14 protein-coding genes are annotated in these 17637 nt (G+C 57.4%); 8 read left to right on the forward strand and 6 right to left on the reverse strand.

All coding sequences use genetic code 11. The features are described from left to right. Positions 1-40: 40 nt before the first annotated feature. The gene (locus ABLV64_RS20220) at positions 41-2074 is read right to left on the reverse strand and encodes an alpha-amylase (protein ID WP_017900031.1); all 2034 of its coding nucleotides are present in this window, start codon (positions 2072-2074) and stop codon (positions 41-43) included. A gap of 313 nt (positions 2075-2387) precedes the next feature. Here ABLV64_RS20220 and ABLV64_RS20225 point away from each other — a divergent pair, with 313 nt between their 5' ends. Further along, positions 2388-3206, forward strand: a complete 819-nt coding sequence (locus tag ABLV64_RS20225) for a protein bax (RefSeq protein WP_017900030.1) — start codon at positions 2388-2390, stop codon at positions 3204-3206. A 61-nt stretch (positions 3207-3267) separates the two neighbouring features. On the opposite strand, the gene xylR is transcribed toward ABLV64_RS20225, so the two are convergent. The 4 genes from xylR to xylF all read right to left on the reverse strand — a co-directional run bounded on the left by xylR (position 3268) and on the right by xylF (position 8439). Further along, positions 3268-4446 (reverse strand): D-xylose utilization transcriptional activator XylR, encoded by a 1179-nt coding sequence (xylR, locus tag ABLV64_RS20230; protein ID WP_004205023.1) that lies wholly within the window; start codon positions 4444-4446, stop codon positions 3268-3270. A gap of 233 nt (positions 4447-4679) precedes the next feature. Next, on the reverse strand, positions 4680-5861 hold the full coding sequence (xylH, locus tag ABLV64_RS20235) for a xylose ABC transporter permease XylH (protein ID WP_017900029.1): 1182 nt from the start codon (positions 5859-5861) through the stop codon (positions 4680-4682). Continuing rightward, positions 5839-7380 (reverse strand): xylose ABC transporter ATP-binding protein, encoded by a 1542-nt coding sequence (locus tag ABLV64_RS20240; protein WP_017900028.1) that lies wholly within the window; start codon positions 7378-7380, stop codon positions 5839-5841. Before ABLV64_RS20240 ends, xylH begins: the two co-directional genes overlap by 23 nt. Before the next feature lie 63 nt (positions 7381-7443). Then, complete coding sequence (gene xylF / locus ABLV64_RS20245; RefSeq protein ID WP_017900027.1) at positions 7444-8439, reverse strand: D-xylose ABC transporter substrate-binding protein; 996 nt, start codon at positions 8437-8439, stop codon at positions 7444-7446. Positions 8440-8934: 495 nt separating this feature from the next. Here xylF and xylA point away from each other — a divergent pair, with 495 nt between their 5' ends. From xylA to yiaB, 3 genes are all read left to right on the forward strand, one after another. After that, positions 8935-10257 (forward strand): xylose isomerase, encoded by a 1323-nt coding sequence (gene xylA / locus ABLV64_RS20250; protein ID WP_057212716.1) that lies wholly within the window; start codon positions 8935-8937, stop codon positions 10255-10257. Between the two features lie 92 nt (positions 10258-10349). Beyond that, positions 10350-11804 (forward strand): xylulokinase, encoded by a 1455-nt coding sequence (gene xylB, locus ABLV64_RS20255; RefSeq protein ID WP_004205018.1) that lies wholly within the window; start codon positions 10350-10352, stop codon positions 11802-11804. A gap of 166 nt (positions 11805-11970) precedes the next feature. After that, positions 11971-12342: an inner membrane protein YiaB gene (gene yiaB / locus ABLV64_RS20260; protein ID WP_017900025.1), complete on the forward strand. Its 372-nt coding sequence runs from the start codon at positions 11971-11973 to the stop codon at positions 12340-12342. Positions 12343-12370: 28 nt separating this feature from the next. Here yiaB and ABLV64_RS20265 read toward each other — a convergent pair whose 3' ends face one another. After that, complete coding sequence (locus ABLV64_RS20265) at positions 12371-13366, reverse strand: acyltransferase (protein ID WP_004205016.1); 996 nt, start codon at positions 13364-13366, stop codon at positions 12371-12373. A 179-nt stretch (positions 13367-13545) separates the two neighbouring features. Here ABLV64_RS20265 and ABLV64_RS20270 point away from each other — a divergent pair, with 179 nt between their 5' ends. The 4 genes from ABLV64_RS20270 (at position 13546) to hokA (ending at position 17441) form a co-directional block, all read left to right on the forward strand. Further along, a complete protein-coding gene (locus ABLV64_RS20270) occupies positions 13546-13845 on the forward strand; it encodes a YsaB family lipoprotein (RefSeq protein ID WP_025999219.1) in 300 nt (99 codons plus the stop codon). Between the two features lie 127 nt (positions 13846-13972). Next, positions 13973-14884 carry a glycine--tRNA ligase subunit alpha gene (glyQ, locus tag ABLV64_RS20275; protein ID WP_004205014.1) on the forward strand — a complete coding sequence of 304 codons (912 nt, stop codon included), beginning with the start codon at positions 13973-13975 and terminating at the stop codon, positions 14882-14884. 9 nt (positions 14885-14893) lie between these two features. Then, the gene (gene glyS / locus ABLV64_RS20280) at positions 14894-16963 is read left to right on the forward strand and encodes a glycine--tRNA ligase subunit beta (protein WP_004205013.1); all 2070 of its coding nucleotides are present in this window, start codon (positions 14894-14896) and stop codon (positions 16961-16963) included. A 325-nt stretch (positions 16964-17288) separates the two neighbouring features. Continuing rightward, complete coding sequence (gene hokA / locus ABLV64_RS20285; RefSeq protein WP_348843357.1) at positions 17289-17441, forward strand: type I toxin-antitoxin system toxin HokA; 153 nt, start codon at positions 17289-17291, stop codon at positions 17439-17441. Positions 17442-17637 lie beyond the last annotated feature (196 nt).

A 17637-nucleotide genomic window follows, 5' to 3' on the forward strand; every position in this document is an offset into this window, starting at 1 on the left:
TTCTGAATGGCTCCCCGCCGGGCAGGGAGCCACTCCTGTATTACTGCTGTTGTCCGGCCCAGATGACCATCACTTTGTCTTCACCGCTCTCGCGCACGAATCCGTAACCCCGCGGCATCGACAGCGTTGTCTGTTTGCCCATGCCGATCGCCGGATGGCGCGCGCGGAACTGGCCAATCTTCTGCCAGTGGGTAACGCTGCGGGCCGCTTTACCGTTAACATCCTGCCAGTTCATCTCTGAACGGGTGCCCTGCAGCGGGTCCGAGCCGGTGGGGCCGAGCGGGCGCGACGACTCGTCACCATAGAAGATCTGCACGGCGCCAGGGGCCAGCAGCAGCAGCTCTGCCGCCGTGGTGCCACCTTCGCGGAACAGGCGCGTATCGTGTGAGGAGAGGTAGCTCAGCACGTTGAAGCTCTGCAGCTTGTCCGCCATTTGCTGCCAGGTGAGGTCAATGTTGGCCATGCAGGTCGCCGCTTTCGCCGCCTGGTCCTGATAGTCGAAATTGATCATCGCATCAAAACCGTGGCGATAGTAATCGCTCTCCATCACCCCGTGTCCCCAGGCTTCCCCGGTCATCCAGAACGGCGCCGCATCCAGCGCTTTATCCGGATTGGCTTTTTTCCACTCCGCCAGCGCGGCGGTGGCCTGGGTTTTTAACTGCTGCCAGGCATCCATCTCCACATGTTTAGCGGTATCGACGCGGAAGCCGTCGATGCCGTAGTCGCGCACCCACTGGCTCAGCCAGTGCGTCAGGTAGTCGCGCGGCGTATAGCCCGGGATCGCCTTCGCCGCAGTGTCCGGTTTATGGCTATAGAAGTTCGGCAGGCCCGACGCCTCCTTCGATTCGGTTTTCAGGTCCGGCAGGAAGGCCAGCGACATGGTGAGGTCGTCATAGCCCGGGTTGTCGTAATCGCCGATATCGGTGCGGATCCACTTCTTACCCCACCACTTCTCCCAACCGGCCTTGTCGCTGAAGTTGATATAGTCGTTAAAGCTGTGCCAGGTCTGGCCCGCGCCGGGCTTCCAGTCCGTCCAGCGCTCGCCGAGGGTTTTTTTCAGCTCATCCCCTTGCAGATACAGGGAGCCGAACTGGAACTCCTGCATGTCGGCCAGGGTGGCGTAGCCGGTATGGTTCATCACCACGTCGAACAGAATACGTATTCCGCGCTTATGCGCTTCATCCACCAGCCGGCGGAGATCCGCTTCGGTCCCCATGTTGGCGTCCAGTTTCGACCAGTCCTGAGTGTAATAGCCGTGGTAGGCGTAGTGCGGGAAATCGCCTTTCGTCCCGCCGCCGACCCAGCCGTGGATCTGCTCGAGCGGGGAGCTGATCCACAGGGCATTGACCCCCATCTGCTGCAGATAATCCAGCTTGCTGGTTAATCCCTGCAGGTCGCCGCCGTGGAAGGTACCTATCTCCTGCATGCCGTCTTTATGTCGGCCATAGCTATTGTCGTTGGCCGGGTTACCGTTCACGAAGCGGTCGGTCAGGACGAAGTAGACGGTGGCGTTGTGCCAGTCGAACGGCGCCGGCGCGGCCGTCTCGGCGCGCTCAAGCAGCAGCAGGCCATTGCTGCCGAAGGCGGGCTGCAGAGTGATTTTGCCGCCGCTGACAGTCGCGACATTGCCGCTGTAAAAATCGCGAACCTTACTGCCCTCGGCGAAGGTTTTGCTAACGTCGATGGTCAGAGGTTTTCCATCCCACTTCGGACACTGGCGGATCTGCGGTGCTGCGGCGCTGGCCTCTTTTTCCTCCAGCGAAATCATCATCGTCGGCGTGCCGGAGCGGGTATCCACCTCCAGGGTATACAGGCCCTGGCGGAAGATGCGCCATTGCGGCGGCGTGCCGCGACAGGGTTCCATGGAGAGCATCTGGTTGAGCTTAATGCCGCCGGAAGGCTGCCAGCACTGTTGGTCAAAATTTAGCTGCAGGGGACGTGTACCCTTCTCAACCACTTTCTGGCTGATGAAGCGGCCCGTCCCTTCTTCGGTGAAAGCAGGGAAGTCGGCAGTGGTCCAGGCGGCAAAGGCCATCCCAGGCACGAATAACGTGGCAAGCGCAGCGAGTTTCATTGCGGGATCCTTGAGCGGTTTTTATCTAGTGTGCCTTGTTGCCGCAAGGGTGAACTCCTCCCGGCGGACGTTTTACCAGGAGGATGAAAAGGGGTGAGTGACACCGCTCAAAAAATAGGCTAAAAATGAGACGAAGCTAGCATTTTCGCGCTGGCGATGCGGCGCAGAAACCGATTTCAGATGACAGCAATTCGGAATTGGACTATTTCTGTTGATGCCCTCAGTGCGTATTTTTGATACTATTAGCGATTCAGCTATCGTTTTTTTGTGAAAAACAAGGTGTTGGAATGCATATATCCGACCAGGAGACCTGATGATATCGAATCCCATACGACGATATGGGGCCGCCATACTTATGTTACTAACCTGCGTCTTTTCAGGTAGTGTGTTGGCAACAACGCACACAGCAACAAAGAGTCATAAAGCCCCAACGGTTAAGAAGATCAGTAGTACTAAGGTAAGCAGTAAACAAGAGTATTCTCGCAATAGTGTAAAGAGCAGTTCACTTCCTGACTTGCGAAAATACCCTTCCGGAACACCAAGGAAAAAAGCGTTTCTCCGGACGGTCATGCCTTATATTACCAAGCAGAATCAGGCGATTACTGCGGATCGTAACTGGCTTGTTTCCAAGCAGTACGATGCTCGCTGGTCGCCGAGCGAAAAGGCGCGCCTGAAAGATATCGCGACGCGTTACAAGGTGAAGTGGTCAGGCAATACGCGTCATGTGCCATGGAACGCGCTGCTTGAGCGTGTCGACATTATTCCGAACAGCATGGTTGCGACCATGGCGGCGGCGGAAAGTGGCTGGGGTACCTCTAAGCTGGCGCGTGAGAACAACAATCTGTTCGGCATGAAGTGCGGCGCTGGTCGCTGCCGCGGCGCGATGAAAGGCTACTCGCAGTTTGAGTCGGTGGAGCAGTCGGTGCAGGCTTACGTCACCAACCTGAACACCCACCCGGCCTATTCCTCTTTCCGCAAATCGCGCCTGCAGCTGCGTAAGGCGGATCAGGAAGTAACGGCCAGCACCATGATTCATAAGCTGAAGGGGTATTCGACCAAAGGGTCGAGCTACAACAACTATCTCTTCGCGATGTATCAGGATAACCAGCGGTTAATTGCCGCGCACATGTAATGTGCTTATCTACGTCATTATTAATGCCCGGCGCGCAAGCCCGGGCATTTTTCTTTGCTCTCTACATCATGACTTCACTGTGCCGGTCACGGTACTCTTTCGGCGTCACGTCGTACTCCTTCTTAAACACCGAATAGAAATATTGCAGCGACGGGTAGCCGCACATCTGCGAAATCTCATTGATCGACAGGCTGGTGGACACCAGCAGGCTGCGCGCCTTTTCCAGTTTCTCGCTGTGGATCACCGTGTGGATGGTCTCCCCCACTTCCTCTTTAAAGCGTTTCTCCAGGTTGGAGCGTGAAATGCCGACGGCGTCGAGCACCTGCTCCACCTTGATACCTTTGCAGGCGTTGTTGCGAATGTAATGCATCGCCTGAATCACGGAGGGGTCGTTTAACGACCGGTAGTCGGTGGAGCGTCGCTCAACGACGCGCATCGGCGGGATCAGCTGGCGCTGCAGCGGGAGCGCCTCGTTATTCAGCAGCCGGTGGAGTAATTTTGCCGCCTGATAACCCATCTGGCGGGTGCCCTGGGCGACGGAGGAGAGGGCGACGCGAGAGAGATAGCGGGTCAGCTCTTCGTTATCGATGCCAATAACGCACAGTTTCTCTGGCACCGGGATATGCAGCAGCTCGCAGGCCTGCAGGACGTGGCGGGCGCGGGCGTCGGTGACGGCGATGATGCCGGTTTGCGGCGGCAGCGTTTGCAACCAGTCGGCGAGCCGGTTTTGCGCGTGCTGCCAGTTTTCCGGCGCCGTCTCCAGCCCCTGGTAGACCACGCCGCGATACTTCTCCTTCGCCACCAACTGGCAGAAGGCGTACTCGCGCTCTACTGCCCAGCGTTTACCGCTGGAGGTGGGGAGTCCGTAAAACGCGAAGCGGTGTACTCCTTTTTCCTTCAGATGAAGAAAGGCGCTTTCCACCAGCGCGGCGTTGTCCGTGGCGATATAGTGGACCGGCGGGTACTGCTCTGGCTGATGATAAGAGCCGCCGACGCCGACGATGGGGACGTTGACATCGGCCAGTAGCTTTTCGATTTCGGGATCGTCATAGTCGGCGATAACGCCATCGCCTAACCACTCTTTGATGTTTTCGATTCGCGCCCGAAAATCCTCTTCAATAAAGATATCCCACTCCAGCTGGGAGGCCTGCAGATACTCGCCGACACCCTCAACCACCTGACGGTCATAAGCTTTGTTGGCGTTGAATAACAGCGTAATACGGTGACGCTTTTCAAACATAGATGATGTTCCTGCTCTAACCCCGGTCATACCCCTTCATTCATGATGTTGCCGATGGCCTGGCTTTCTCATTCACCCCGGCCACGTACGCGATACGCGGCCGGGATGCGCCGTCTGCAACCCGAATGCTGTTGGGTATACACTACCGGCTAATGCCCGAGATATTTCAAGCGCCTTATGGCGAAGTTTGGCGGTAGCGCAAAGAATTCAGACATTCTTCAGAGAGCGCTTCCTTACGCGCGCCGCTTGGTGGCGGAGTCCATCCACACCGCCAGCAGCAAAATGGCGCCTTTGACGATATATTGCCAGAAGGTGGCGACGTCCATCATGCTCATGCCGTTATCCAGGGCCGACATAATAAACGCCCCCATTACCGCCCCGGCGACGCTGCCGATCCCGCCCGCCAGGCTGGTGCCGCCGATAACGCAGGCGGCGATGGCGTCCAGTTCGGCGATGTTGCCCGCCGAGGGCGACCCCGCGCCGAGGCGCGAGCTGAGGATCAGTCCGGCAATGGCGACCATCAGGCCGTTAATGGCAAACACCGCCAGCTTGGTACGCTCGACGTTAATCCCGGACAGGCGTGCCGCCTCCAGGTTGCCGCCGATGGCGTAGATGCGGCGGCCAAAGGCGGTACGAGTGGCCATGAACAGCCCTGCCAGCAGCAGGGCGGCGAGGATCAGTACCGGCGTCGGCACACCGCGATAGTCATTGAGCAGCCAGATTGCGCCCAGCACAATCACCGCGGTAATGGCCTGGCGGCCAACAGCGGCGGTGGAGGACGCGGTCGCCAGACCTAACGCCTGCCGGCGCATCCGTCCGCGCCACTGCCAGATAATGAACGCTGCCATGCCGACAACGCCGATGCCAAAGCCAATGCCATCTGGCAGGTAGCTTTGGCCGATCTGCGCCATCGCCGGGCTGGTGGGCGAGACGGTGGTCCCGTTGGTGATGCCGATCAGAATGCCGCGAAACGCCAGCATCCCGGCGAGGGTGACGATAAACGAGGGAACCTTACGATAGGCCACCCACCATCCGTTCCACGCGCCGAGCAGCAGGCCCATCACCAGCGTCACCAGAATGGTGAGCGGCAGCGGCCAGCCGAGCCAGACGTCAAAAATCGCTGCCGCGCCGCCGAGAAGCCCCATCATCGAGCCGACGGACAGGTCGATTTCTGCCGAAATAATCACAAACACCATGCCGACGGCGAGGATGCCGGTGATGGCCGTCTGGCGCAGCAGGTTGGAGATATTGCGTGCGCTCAGGTAGGCGCCATCGGTAACCCAGGTGAAAAACAGCATAATGACGACGATCGCGGCGATCATCACGAAGACCTGGAGGTTAAGCCCCTTCAGCGCCGGCAGGGCGGTAGGGGCGGTTGGAGTAAGTTTGATTTCAGACGACGTGTTCTTCGACATGGCGTTCGCTCCTCAGCGCGGCTTCCATCACCTGTTCCTGGGTCAGATGTTGATTAACCAAATTGGCTTTTAGCCTGCCTTCGTGCATGACCAGCACCCGATCGCTAAGACCAAGCACCTCGGGCAGTTCGGATGAAATGACAATGACCGCGATGCCCTGCTGCACCAGCTGGTTAATCAGTTTATAAATTTCATACTTCGCCCCGATATCGATGCCGCGGGTGGGTTCGTCGAGGATCAGAATGCGCGGATTAAGCAGCAGACAGCGGGCCAGAATCGCCTTTTGCTGGTTGCCACCGCTCAGGCGGCCAATCGCCAGCTCCGGCGAGGAGGTTTTAATTTTCAATCGCTGAATGGACTGCTCAATACAGTGCTGCTCGGCGGCGTCGTCCAGGCTGCTCATCGCGCCGGTGAACTGGCTGAGCGCTGCCAGGGTAATGTTCTTACCTACCGCCATTACCGGCACGATACCGTCTTTTTTGCGGTCTTCCGGCACCATGGCGATGCCGTGGCCAATGGCCTGCTGACAGTTAGTGATGCTGACCGGCTGGCCATCAATAAAAATCTCCCCCTGCCAGCGCCCCGGCCAGACGCCGAACAGGCACTGCACCGCCTCGGTCCGTCCGGCGCCGACCAGCCCGGCGATGCCAAGGATTTCCCCGCGACGCAGGGAAAACGAGACGTCGTTGACCCGTTTAATATGACGGTTTACCGGGTGCCAGGCGGTCAAGTGTTCGACCCGCAGGATCTCCTCGCCGTGGGCGTGCGGTTCGCTGGGATAGAGCGCGGTGAGCTCCCGGCCAACCATCATGGTGATGATGTCGTCTTCGCTCATGCCGCTGGCGTCGCGAGTGCCGATGTGCTGGCCGTCGCGGATCACGCAGATTGTATCGGAGATCGCTTTGACCTCATTGAGCTTGTGCGAAATATAGATGCAGGCGATATCGTGGTTTTGCAGATCGCGAACGATCGCCAGCAGCGTCGCGGTCTCTTGTTCGGTTAAGGAGGCGGTCGGTTCGTCGAGGATCAGCAGGCGAACCTGTTTATTCAGCGCCTTGGCGATCTCCACCAGCTGCTGCTGACCGAGGCCGAGGTCGCCGACGCGGGTGTCGGGCGAAATGGGCAGATTGACCTGCGCCAGCAGCTTCTGGCAGCGCAGCGTCATGGTTTCATAATCCAGCAGACCGTGGCGGGAGATCTCGGCGCCGAGGAAAATGTTCTCCAGCACGGTGAGATGTTTCACCAGCGCCAGCTCCTGATGAATAATGGCGATGCCTTTGCGTTCGGTATCGCGAATATGGTTTGCCTGCAGCGTTTCGCCGGCAAAAATAATCTCCCCCTCATAGCTTCCGTGCGGATAGATACCGCACAGCACTTTCATCAGCGTCGATTTTCCCGAACCATTTTCACCGCATAACGAGACCACCTCGCCAGCGTTCAGGCGCAGGCTGACATTATCCACGGCCTTAACGGCGCCGAAGGTTTTGGTGATGTTCTTCATTTCGAGTAGCCAGGCCATAAAGACTCCGAAAAGTGATATCCGGCGGGATGAAAATGACGCCCCGCAGCGGGGCGTCAGCCATTACAGTTCACTCTTTTTATGGAAACCGTCTTTAATCACCGTGGCGTCGATATTCTCTTTATTCACTTCAATTGGCGTTAACAGGCGCGAAGGGACATCTTTTAAGCCGTTATTCAGCGTAGTATCAGACTTCGGCTGCTTATCGTTGCCCAGCTCAACGGCGATTTCGGCGGCGTTGGTGGCCAGGGTGGTAATCGGTTTATAGACGGTCATCGTCTGGGTACCGGAAATAATGCGCTTCACGCCCGCCAGGTCAGCATCCTGACCGGAGATCGCCACTTTGCCGGCCAGCCCCTGGGCGGTTAAGGCCTGGATGGCGCCGCCGGCGGTGGCGTCATTGGAGGCAACCACGGCGTCGATTTTGTTATTATTCGCCGTCAACGCGTTTTCCATTATTTTCAGCGCGTTTTCCGGCAGCCAGCCGTCAACCCACTGATCGCCGACAATCTTAATTTTGCCCTCATCGACATACGGCTTGAGAACCTTCATCTGCCCGGCGCGGAACAGTTTGGCATTATTATCCACCGGCGAACCGCCCATCAGGAAATAATTACCCTGCGGCACTTTGTCGACCAGGCTTTGCGCCTGCATTTCGCCGACTTTTTCATTGTCGAAAGAAATATAAAAATCAATATCAGCATTATTAATCATACGATCATAGGCCAGGACTTTAATACCTTCCTGTTTGGCCTCTTTAATAACGTTGCTGAGCACCTGACCGTTATAAGGAATAATGACTAAGACATCGACGCCGCGGTTGATCATGTTTTCAATTTGCGACATTTGCGTTTCTTCATTGCCATTGGCGGACTGAACAAAAACTTTGGCGCCTAAGGATTCCGCTTTATTGACGAAAATATCGCGGTCTTTCTGCCAGCGCTCCAGACGCAGATCGTCGATGGCCATGCCAATCTTCACTTCTTTCGCCATCCCCGCCATGCTGGCGAGCAGGAGGGAGCTGGCGCAAAGCGTAAGGCAAAGGTTCTTTATCTTCATAATAACGATACCTTTTTTGTAAGGGTAGGTAAGACGAACGGAAAATAATGTTTGATACATGAGGTTGCGGATACGTTACAGATTCTTAACGCGGAAAGCAGGGCTGGCAATTACCGGTTTTTATTTTGCGGTTATGAAATTTCGTTTAATGCGTAAATTATGACGGCGATCGTATTTTATTCATGCACACTCTTATTATTGCACTGGACTTCTCTGACAGGACGGCAGAAGAACGAGCAGATATTATTTTTTGCGAGCTAGCGCACGTTTGTGGATTCTCTCAATGGCGGTGTGAAATAACGTAATTGAGGAAAATGAAAGCGAAATTCTATATTGGCTTAAACCCGTCATACTTCAAGTTGTAGGTGTGTTGGTGACATTCGTTGCTTCGCCCCCTGGTTATCGGGGACTCGCGCTCCTGCCGCCTTCCTGCAACTCGAATTATTTAGGGTACCTGATTGGTTATTCGCCGCATCTCTGAATATGGAGTTCTCTATGCAGACCTATTTCGATCAACTCGATCGCGTTCGTTACGAAGGCCCGAAATCCACTAACCCGCTGGCTTTCCGTCATTACAACCCGGATGAACTGGTGCTGGGCAAACGGATGGAAGATCATCTGCGTTTTGCGGCCTGTTACTGGCACACTTTCTGCTGGAATGGCGCCGATATGTTTGGCGTGGGCTCCTTCGATCGCCCATGGCAGCAGCCTGGCGACGCCCTGGAGATGGCCAAACGCAAAGCCGATGTGGCGTTCGAATTTTTCCATAAACTCAACGTGCCTTACTACTGCTTCCACGACGTTGACGTCTCGCCGGAAGGGAGTTCGCTCAAGGAGTACAGCAATAACTTCGCCCGGATGGTCGAGGTACTGGCGGAGAAGCAGCAGCAGAGCGGCGTCAAGCTTCTGTGGGGGACCGCAAACTGCTTCACCAACCCGCGCTACGGCGCTGGCGCGGCCACCAACCCGGACCCGGAAGTGTTCAGCTGGGCGGCCACCCAGGTGGTCACCGCCATGAATGCCACCCATCAGCTGGGCGGCGAAAACTATGTTCTGTGGGGCGGTCGCGAGGGCTATGAAACCCTGCTGAATACCGACCTGCGCCAGGAGCGTGAACAGATTGGCCGCTTTATGCAGCTGGTGGTGGAGCATAAGCACAAAATCGGCTTTAAAGGCACGCTGCTGATCGAGCCCAAACCGCAGGAGCCTACCAAGCATCAGTATGATTATGATGCCTCTACCGTTTACGGCTTCCTCAAGCAGTTTGGCCTGGAAAAAGAGATTAAACTGAACATTGAAGCCAACCATGCGACCCTCGCCGGCCACTCGTTCCATCATGAGATCGCGACGGCCATCGCGCTGGGGCTGTTCGGTTCCGTCGACGCCAACCGCGGCGATCCGCAGCTGGGCTGGGATACCGACCAGTTCCCGAACAGCGTCGAAGAGAACGCGCTGGTGATGTATGAAATTCTCAAAGCGGGCGGCTTCACCACCGGCGGCCTCAATTTTGATGCGAAAGTGCGCCGTCAGAGCACCGACAAATACGATCTGTTCTATGGCCATATCGGCGCGATGGATACCATGGCGCTGTCGCTGAAGGTCGCGGCGCGGATGATCGAGGACGGTGAGCTGGATAAACGCGTGGCCAAACGCTACGCCGGCTGGAACGGCGAGCTGGGGCAGCAGATCCTGAACGGGCAGATGACCCTCAGCGACATTGCCCAGTATGCCGTTCAGCATCAGCTGGCGCCGCACCATCGCAGCGGCCAGCAGGAACAACTGGAAAACCTGGTCAACCATTATCTGTTTGACAAGTAATCATGCGGCGGCGTCCGGCGTGACCGGGGTCGCCACCAGGATGCTCTGTTCGCGCCACGCTCAGCCGTGGCGCGCGTTTAAGGAGAGGGAGTATGTATATCGGCATCGATCTGGGGACATCGGGCGTCAAAGCCATTCTGCTCAATGAGCAGGGTGATGTGGTGGCATCGCATACCGAAAAGCTTACCGTCTCGCGTCCGCATCCGCTGTGGTCGGAACAAGATCCCGAGCAGTGGTGGCAGGCGACGGACACGGCGATGAAAGCCCTGGGCGCGCAGCATAGTCTGCGCGACGTGAAGGCGCTGGGGATCGCCGGGCAGATGCACGGCGCCACCCTGCTGGATAAATCGTTACAGGTGCTGCGTCCTGCCATTTTATGGAATGACGGCCGCTGCGGCGAAGAGTGCCAGCTGCTGGAGGAAAAAGTCAGCGCTTCCCGGCAGATCACCGGCAACCTGATGATGCCGGGCTTTACGGCGCCGAAGCTCTTGTGGGTGCAGCGCCACGAGGCGGCGGTGTTCAGCCAGGTCGATAAAGTGCTGCTGCCGAAGGATTATCTGCGTCTGCGGATGACCGGCGAGCTTGCCAGCGATATGTCTGACGCCGCCGGTACCCTGTGGATGGACGTCGCCCGACGCGACTGGAGCGATGAGATGCTCGCCGCCTGCGATCTCAGCCGGGACGCGATGCCGGCCCTGTTTGAAGGCAGCGACGTCACCGGGCAGCTGCGCCCGGAGGTGGCGCAGGCGTGGAATATGCCACAGGCGCTGGTGGTGGGGGGCGGCGGCGACAACGCCGCTGGCGCGGTCGGGGTTGGCATGGCCGATGCCGGTCAGGCGATGCTGTCGCTGGGCACTTCAGGTGTGTATTTCGCGGTCAGCGAAGGATTCCTCAGCAAGCCTGAAAGCGCGGTGCATAGCTTTTGTCATGCGCTACCGGGCCGCTGGCATTTGATGTCGGTGATGCTCAGCGCGGCCTCCTGTCTGGACTGGGCGGCGAAATTAACCGGTCTCGCCAGCGTGCCGGCGCTGATTGCGGCGGCACAGTCAGCCGACGAGAGCGCCGGTCCGGTGTGGTTCCTGCCCTATCTGTCGGGCGAACGCACGCCGCACAACAACCCGCAGGCCAAGGGCGTCTTCTTCGGCCTGACGCATCAGCATGGGCCGGCAGAGCTGGCGCGGGCAGTACTGGAGGGGGTGGGCTATGCGCTGGCGGACGGTATGGACGTGGTACACGCCTGCGGCATCAAGCCGCAGAGCATCACCCTTATCGGCGGCGGGGCGCGTAGCGCTTACTGGCGACAAATGCTGGCGGATATCAGCGGCCAGCAGCTCGATTACCGTACCGGGGGCGACGTCGGCCCGGCGCTGGGGGCGGCCAGGCTGGCGCAGCTGGCGGTGCACGGCGAAGCCGACCGCGCCGGGCTGTTGACGCCGCTGCCGCTTGAGCAAGCGCATCGCCCGGACGATCGCCGAGTGGCCCACTATGCGCCGCAGCGGGAAACCTTCCGCCAGATTTATCAGCAGCTGAAACCGCTGATGTCATAGCCTCAGTCCGTCCGGCAGCGCCGGGCGGATTACTCCCCTGAATGTCCAGTCTGCATTCATCCAAAACACGTATTTATTAATTCCGAAATGTCAGCTTTGCTGCACCTGGCCTGCGCCATCGCCGGGCGGTTCGGTCATAATCAGCGCGTGTCGACAGGGAGGAGCGATGAATATAAAACGCAGTATTGCCAGAGGGATGATGGCAGCAGGGTCGCTGGTTTATCTGCTGGGTATCTGGCGGACCTGCCCGCTGTTTAGCGGTAAAGGTTATTTTCTTGGCGTGCTGGTGATGGGGATGTTTGCCGTCCTCGCCCATCAGCGCGCCAGACGGTGGCAGGGGCAGGACGACGGATTTATCGCGTTATGCCGGCTGGTGTTGCTGCTGTCGGCGGGCCTGCTGCTGGTAGGCGCCTGGCATGTGCCGGCAGACTGGCATGAAAAAGCCGTCTATATCGCGGCGTGGTTTGTCTGCTTATACGGCGCATCTGCGACCCCCGAACGGGCCCGCGTCGCCCGCGCGGTGCAAAAAACGGAATAGGCGCCCGGTTGTCCGGTACGCCGGGCCGTTAGCTGACCAGCCGGCGGCGATCAACCCGCTGCACCAGGCCGGACAGCAGCAGACTGCCGAGCAGGGCGGCGCTGAAAATCCACACAATATCCAGCAGCGGCCAGCGGCTCAGTTCCAGATGGCTGGCGCGCAGCGCATGCACAATCAGGGCATGGAAGCCGTAAATCCCCAGAGAATGACGCGCAATACATTCGATACCGGGCAGGGGACGCGCGTTAAGCCAGTTTTTGGCGAGCGTCAGCAGGGTGACCGCGCAAACGAACACCGCCGGTCCGCAGTAGAGATACCAGGTGTCGCCGAAGTCCCCGCGCCAGCGTAGCTCATGCAGCGTGCCGCGGGAGATGACCCACACGGCGGCGAGGAACAGCGCGGCGCAGAGCGGGGTCAGCCATTTTTTATCCGTGTTCAGGGTGCCAATGGCCCTGCCCAGCACGCCGTAGAGCACGTAATAAAAGGTGTCGCCATTGATATAGAGGTTGACCGGCAACCACTCAATCCCGGCGGCTTTGACGCCGACCATATTGGGGTTGGCCAGAATGCCGAGGATCGCCATCAGCGTCAGCAGCATTTTGCCGCTGACGGACTTAACCTGAATAAGCGGCGAGAGCAGATAGATAACGGTGATAGCAAAGAAAAACCACAGGTGGTAGAAGACAGGCTTCTGCAGCACATTCTTTAACGACAGCTCGACGTTGATATGGGTAAACAGCGCGATATACAGCAGAGAAAGCGCGCTATAGAACGCAATGCACAGGCCAATCCGCCAGAAGTGGCGCGGCTGGGCGCTGCGTTCCCCAAAAAAGAGGTAGCCCGAGATCATAAAAAACAGCGGCACGCTGACGCGGGAGGCGGAATTGAGCAGATTGGCGATATCCCATTGCAGCAGTGTAATCGCATGCGGATGAGTGATATACCAGCTGGTACTGTGGATCATCACCACCATCATGCAGGCAATGCCGCGCAGGTTGGTGATCCAGTGAATCTTTTCTTGCATCCGTCCCTCAAAGTCTACTGGCGAAATAAGGTCTGACCCGCCTTATGCCCCGGTGTCGCACGAGATTAGTCTGAGTTTTTGGTCACAGGCTTGTCGATGTTTCATGATATTCGCAAAATACCTGTAATACTGAATATTTACGATAACAACTTGCTAACAAGGCGGTGGAGGAGAACGTGGTGAAAGGTGTCGTTTCCATAATGCTGGTGCTGCTCCTTGCGGGCTGCAGCGAGACCGTTTCCCCGCCGGCGCAAAAAGCGCAGCGCGCGCGTATTACCCCGCAAACCACGCTCAATATGGCGCAGCTTTGCAAGGACCAGGCCGCTATCCGCTATAACACGCAAACGCAGTTAGTTGACGTGAACCATTTTGAACAATTCCAGGCAAGCTATGAGCTGTCGGGCCGTACCGGCAAGAATGAACGTTTCATCTGTTCCTTTGACCCGGACGGCCAGTTTATGCATCTTTCGATGCGCTGAATCGACCCCACCTGGCGTAAATTTCGTCCGTTTTCCTGAAACTACGCCGTTTCGTACTGTATATCTCGCAGCCAGCGGGTATACTGACTCCTTCCTTTAAATCCACACGTATCCAGCACGAAATCATATGCAAAAGTTTGATACCAGGACCTTCCAGGGCCTGATCCTGACCTTACAGGATTACTGGGCTCGTCAGGGCTGCACCATTGTTCAACCACTGGACATGGAAGTCGGCGCCGGCACCTCTCACCCGATGACCTGCCTGCGCGCGTTAGGGCCGGAGCCGATGGCGACCGCCTACGTACAGCCTTCCCGTCGTCCAACCGATGGCCGCTATGGCGAAAACCCGAACCGTTTACAGCATTACTATCAGTTCCAGGTGGTGATTAAGCCTTCTCCGGACAACATCCAGGAGCTGTACCTCGGGTCGCTGAAAGAGCTGGGTATGGACCCGACCATTCACGACATTCGCTTCGTCGAAGACAACTGGGAAAACCCGACGCTGGGAGCCTGGGGTCTTGGTTGGGAAGTGTGGCTCAACGGCATGGAAGTGACGCAGTTCACCTACTTCCAGCAGGTGGGCGGCCTGGAGTGTAAGCCGGTGACCGGCGAGATCACCTACGGTCTGGAGCGTCTGGCGATGTACATCCAGGGCGTCGACAGCGTCTACGACCTGGTCTGGAGCGACGGCCCGCTGGGGAAAACCACTTACGGCGACGTGTTCCACCAGAACGAAGTGGAGCAGTCCACCTATAACTTCGAATACGCCGACGTCGATTTCCTCTTCTCCTGCTTCGAGCAGTATGAGAAAGAGGCCCAGCAGCTGCTGGCGCTGGAGACCCCGCTGCCGCTGCCGGCCTACGAGCGTATTCTGAAAGCGGCTCACAGCTTCAACCTGCTGGATGCGCGTAAAGCCATCTCCGTCACCGAGCGTCAGCGCTATATCCTGCGCATTCGCACCCTGACGAAAGCAGTGGCGGAAGCGTACTACGCTTCCCGTGAAGCGCTCGGCTTCCCGATGTGCAACAAGAATAAATAAGAGGCGGCCATGTCTGAGAATACTTTTCTGGTGGAAATCGGCACTGAAGAGCTGCCACCAAAAGCGCTGCGCAGCCTGGCGGAATCTTTTGCTGCGAACGTGACCGCAGAGCTGGATAACGCCGGCCTCGCGCACGGTAAAGTGGAATGGTTTGCCGCTCCGCGACGTCTGGCGCTGAAGGTAGCCAACCTGGCGGCGGCGCAGGCCGATCGCGAAGTGGAAAAACGCGGCCCGGCCGTTGCCCAGGCGTTCGATGCCGAAGGCAAGCCAAGCAAAGCGGCCGAAGGCTGGGCGCGCGGCTGCGGTATCACCGTCGATCAGGCCGAACGTCTGACCACGGACAAAGGCGAGTGGCTGCTGTATCGCGCCCATGTGAAGGGCGAAAGCACTGAAGCCCTGCTGCCGAACATGATTGCCAGCTCGCTGGCGAAGCTGCCGATCCCGAAACTGATGCGCTGGGGCGCGTCTGACGTCCACTTCGTGCGCCCGGTTCACACCGTCACGCTGCTGCTGGGTGACAAAGTGATCCCGGCTACTATCCTCGGTATTCCGTCCGATCGCGTGATCCGCGGCCATCGCTTTATGGGCGAGCCGGAATTCACCATCGACCATGCCGACCAGTATCCGCAGATCCTGCTGGAGCGCGGTAAAGTCATCGCCGATTACGAACAGCGTAAAGCCAAAATCAAAGCCGATGCGGAAGAGGCGGCGCGTAAGATTGGCGGTAAAGCCGATCTGAGCGAAAGCCTGCTGGAAGAAGTCACCTCGCTGGTGGAATGGCCGGTGGTGCTGACGGCGAAGTTCGAAGAAAAATTCCTCGCGGTGCCGTCTGAAGCGCTGGTTTACACCATGAAGGGCGACCAGAAGTACTTCCCTGTCTACGACAACGCCGGTAAGCTGCTGCCGAACTTTATCTTCGTCGCTAACATCGAGTCGAAAGATCCGCAGCAGATCATCTCCGGTAACGAGAAGGTAGTCCGTCCGCGTCTGGCCGATGCCGAGTTCTTCTTCAACACCGACCGTAAAAAACGTCTGGAAGACAACCTGCCGCGTCTGGAAACCGTGCTGTTCCAGCAGCAGCTGGGGACGTTGCGCGACAAGACCGATCGCATTCAGGCGCTGGCGGGCTGGATTGCCGAGCAGATTGGCGCTGACGTGAACCACGCGACCCGCGCGGGCCTGCTGTCCAAGTGCGACCTGATGACCAACATGGTCTTCGAGTTCACCGACACCCAGGGCGTGATGGGGATGCACTACGCGCGCCATGATGGCGAAGCGGAAGATGTGGCCGTGGCGCTGAACGAACAGTATCAGCCGCGCTTTGCCGGCGACGCGCTGCCGTCTAACCCGGTGGCCTGCGCGGTGGCGATTGCCGATAAGATGGACACCCTGGCGGGTATCTTCGGTATCGGCCAGCACCCGAAAGGCGATAAAGACCCGTTTGCGCTGCGCCGCGCCGCGCTGGGCGTCCTGCGTATTATCGTCGAGAAGAACCTGAATCTCGATCTGCAAACGCTGACTGAAGAAGCGGTGCGTCTGTACGGTGAGAAGCTGACCAACGCCAACGTGGTCGATGACGTGATCGACTTTATGCTGGGCCGTTTCCGCGCCTGGTATCAGGACGAAGGCTACGGTGTCGACACTATCCAGGCGGTACTGGCGCGTCGTCCAACCCGCCCGGCGGATTTCGATGCGCGTATGAAGGCGGTATCGCACTTCCGTACTCTGGAAGAGTCCTCCGCGCTGGCGGCGGCGAACAAGCGTGTCTCCAACATCCTGGCGAAATCCGACGAAACGCTGAACGACATCGTTCACGCTTCGGTGCTGAAAGAAGCGGCGGAAATTAAGCTGGCGGGCAATCTGGTGGTGCTGCGCGACAAGCTGCAGCCGTACTTCGCCGCAGGCCGCTATCAGGATGCGCTGATCGAGCTGGCCGCCCTGCGCGAGCCGGTGGATGAGTTCTTCGAGAACGTGATGGTTAACGCTGAAGACAAAGATGTTCGCATCAACCGTCTGACGCTGCTGTCCAAACTGCGCGAGCTGTTCCTGCAGGTAGCGGATATTTCTCTGCTGCAGTAAGCGTATCGGAAATAATAAAAGACCTGCCTCAGGGCAGGTTTTTTTATACGTGAAATATAAATAGGTGAACCGCTAATAATTCTGTCATTGATATCTTCATTATTTTCATTCATCGATAAGAAATGTTTAGGAATATATAAACATAATTCCGCGAGGTATTTACGCTAGAATGGCGGCGGGTGCTTGAGACTGTGTGTCTCAGGTATTCAGCGGGAGGCAGACAGAGAAAAGCCCCACCTGATAGTAATCAAAGTGAGGCTCCCCTATGCATGAACACCATAAGAGTAGCCTCTTACTTGTTGAAAATCAACACGGGAGGCGAGGAATGCCGCAAAAGTATCTGTTGTTTGGCTTAGTAGTGATTTGCTTCACTGTTTTATTATTGACCTGGATGGTTCGTGATTCGCTATGTGAATTACAGATCAGGCAGGGAAATATTGAGCTGGTGGCATTCTTAGCCTGTGATATTAAACAGTAAGAGCATCTGGTGGGGATCTATCCCCACCATGCTTGCGGTGTCAGGTATTCTCAATGCACCCTTTCATTGTTCACCAAATAAATCCTTTGCCTCCTGATATCAGGAGGCCTTTTTATTTTTACACGGTCGTTGAATTAAACGGGCTTGAAATTCATAGCGGAGTGTGACTATCCTATGCCCCGACGAATCCCTCGTC

The sequence above is a fragment of the Klebsiella sp. JB_Kp031 genome, from assembly GCF_040064295.1.
GTDB lineage: Bacteria > Pseudomonadota > Gammaproteobacteria > Enterobacterales > Enterobacteriaceae > Klebsiella > Klebsiella quasipneumoniae.

Bases quoted from the DNA above. Each gene is read 5' to 3' on its own strand.
- glyS (WP_004205013.1), top strand. From the start codon at position 14,894: ATGTCTGAGAATACTTTTCTGGTGGAAATCGGCACTGAAGAGCTGCCA.
- xylH (WP_017900029.1), bottom strand. From the start codon at position 5,861: ATGTCGAAGAACACGTCGTCTGAAATCAAACTTACTCCAACCGCCCCT.
- ABLV64_RS20225 (WP_017900030.1), top strand. From the start codon at position 2,388: ATGATATCGAATCCCATACGACGATATGGGGCCGCCATACTTATGTTA.
- ABLV64_RS20265 (WP_004205016.1), bottom strand. From the start codon at position 13,366: ATGCAAGAAAAGATTCACTGGATCACCAACCTGCGCGGCATTGCCTGC.
- xylF (WP_017900027.1), bottom strand. From the start codon at position 8,439: ATGAAGATAAAGAACCTTTGCCTTACGCTTTGCGCCAGCTCCCTCCTG.
- xylR (WP_004205023.1), bottom strand. From the start codon at position 4,446: ATGTTTGAAAAGCGTCACCGTATTACGCTGTTATTCAACGCCAACAAA.
- xylB (WP_004205018.1), top strand. From the start codon at position 10,350: ATGTATATCGGCATCGATCTGGGGACATCGGGCGTCAAAGCCATTCTG.
- ABLV64_RS20220 (WP_017900031.1), bottom strand. From the start codon at position 2,074: ATGAAACTCGCTGCGCTTGCCACGTTATTCGTGCCTGGGATGGCCTTT.
- hokA (WP_348843357.1), top strand. From the start codon at position 17,289: ATGCCGCAAAAGTATCTGTTGTTTGGCTTAGTAGTGATTTGCTTCACT.
- yiaB (WP_017900025.1), top strand. From the start codon at position 11,971: ATGAATATAAAACGCAGTATTGCCAGAGGGATGATGGCAGCAGGGTCG.
- glyQ (WP_004205014.1), top strand. From the start codon at position 13,973: ATGCAAAAGTTTGATACCAGGACCTTCCAGGGCCTGATCCTGACCTTA.
- ABLV64_RS20240 (WP_017900028.1), bottom strand. From the start codon at position 7,380: ATGGCCTGGCTACTCGAAATGAAGAACATCACCAAAACCTTCGGCGCC.
- xylA (WP_057212716.1), top strand. From the start codon at position 8,935: ATGCAGACCTATTTCGATCAACTCGATCGCGTTCGTTACGAAGGCCCG.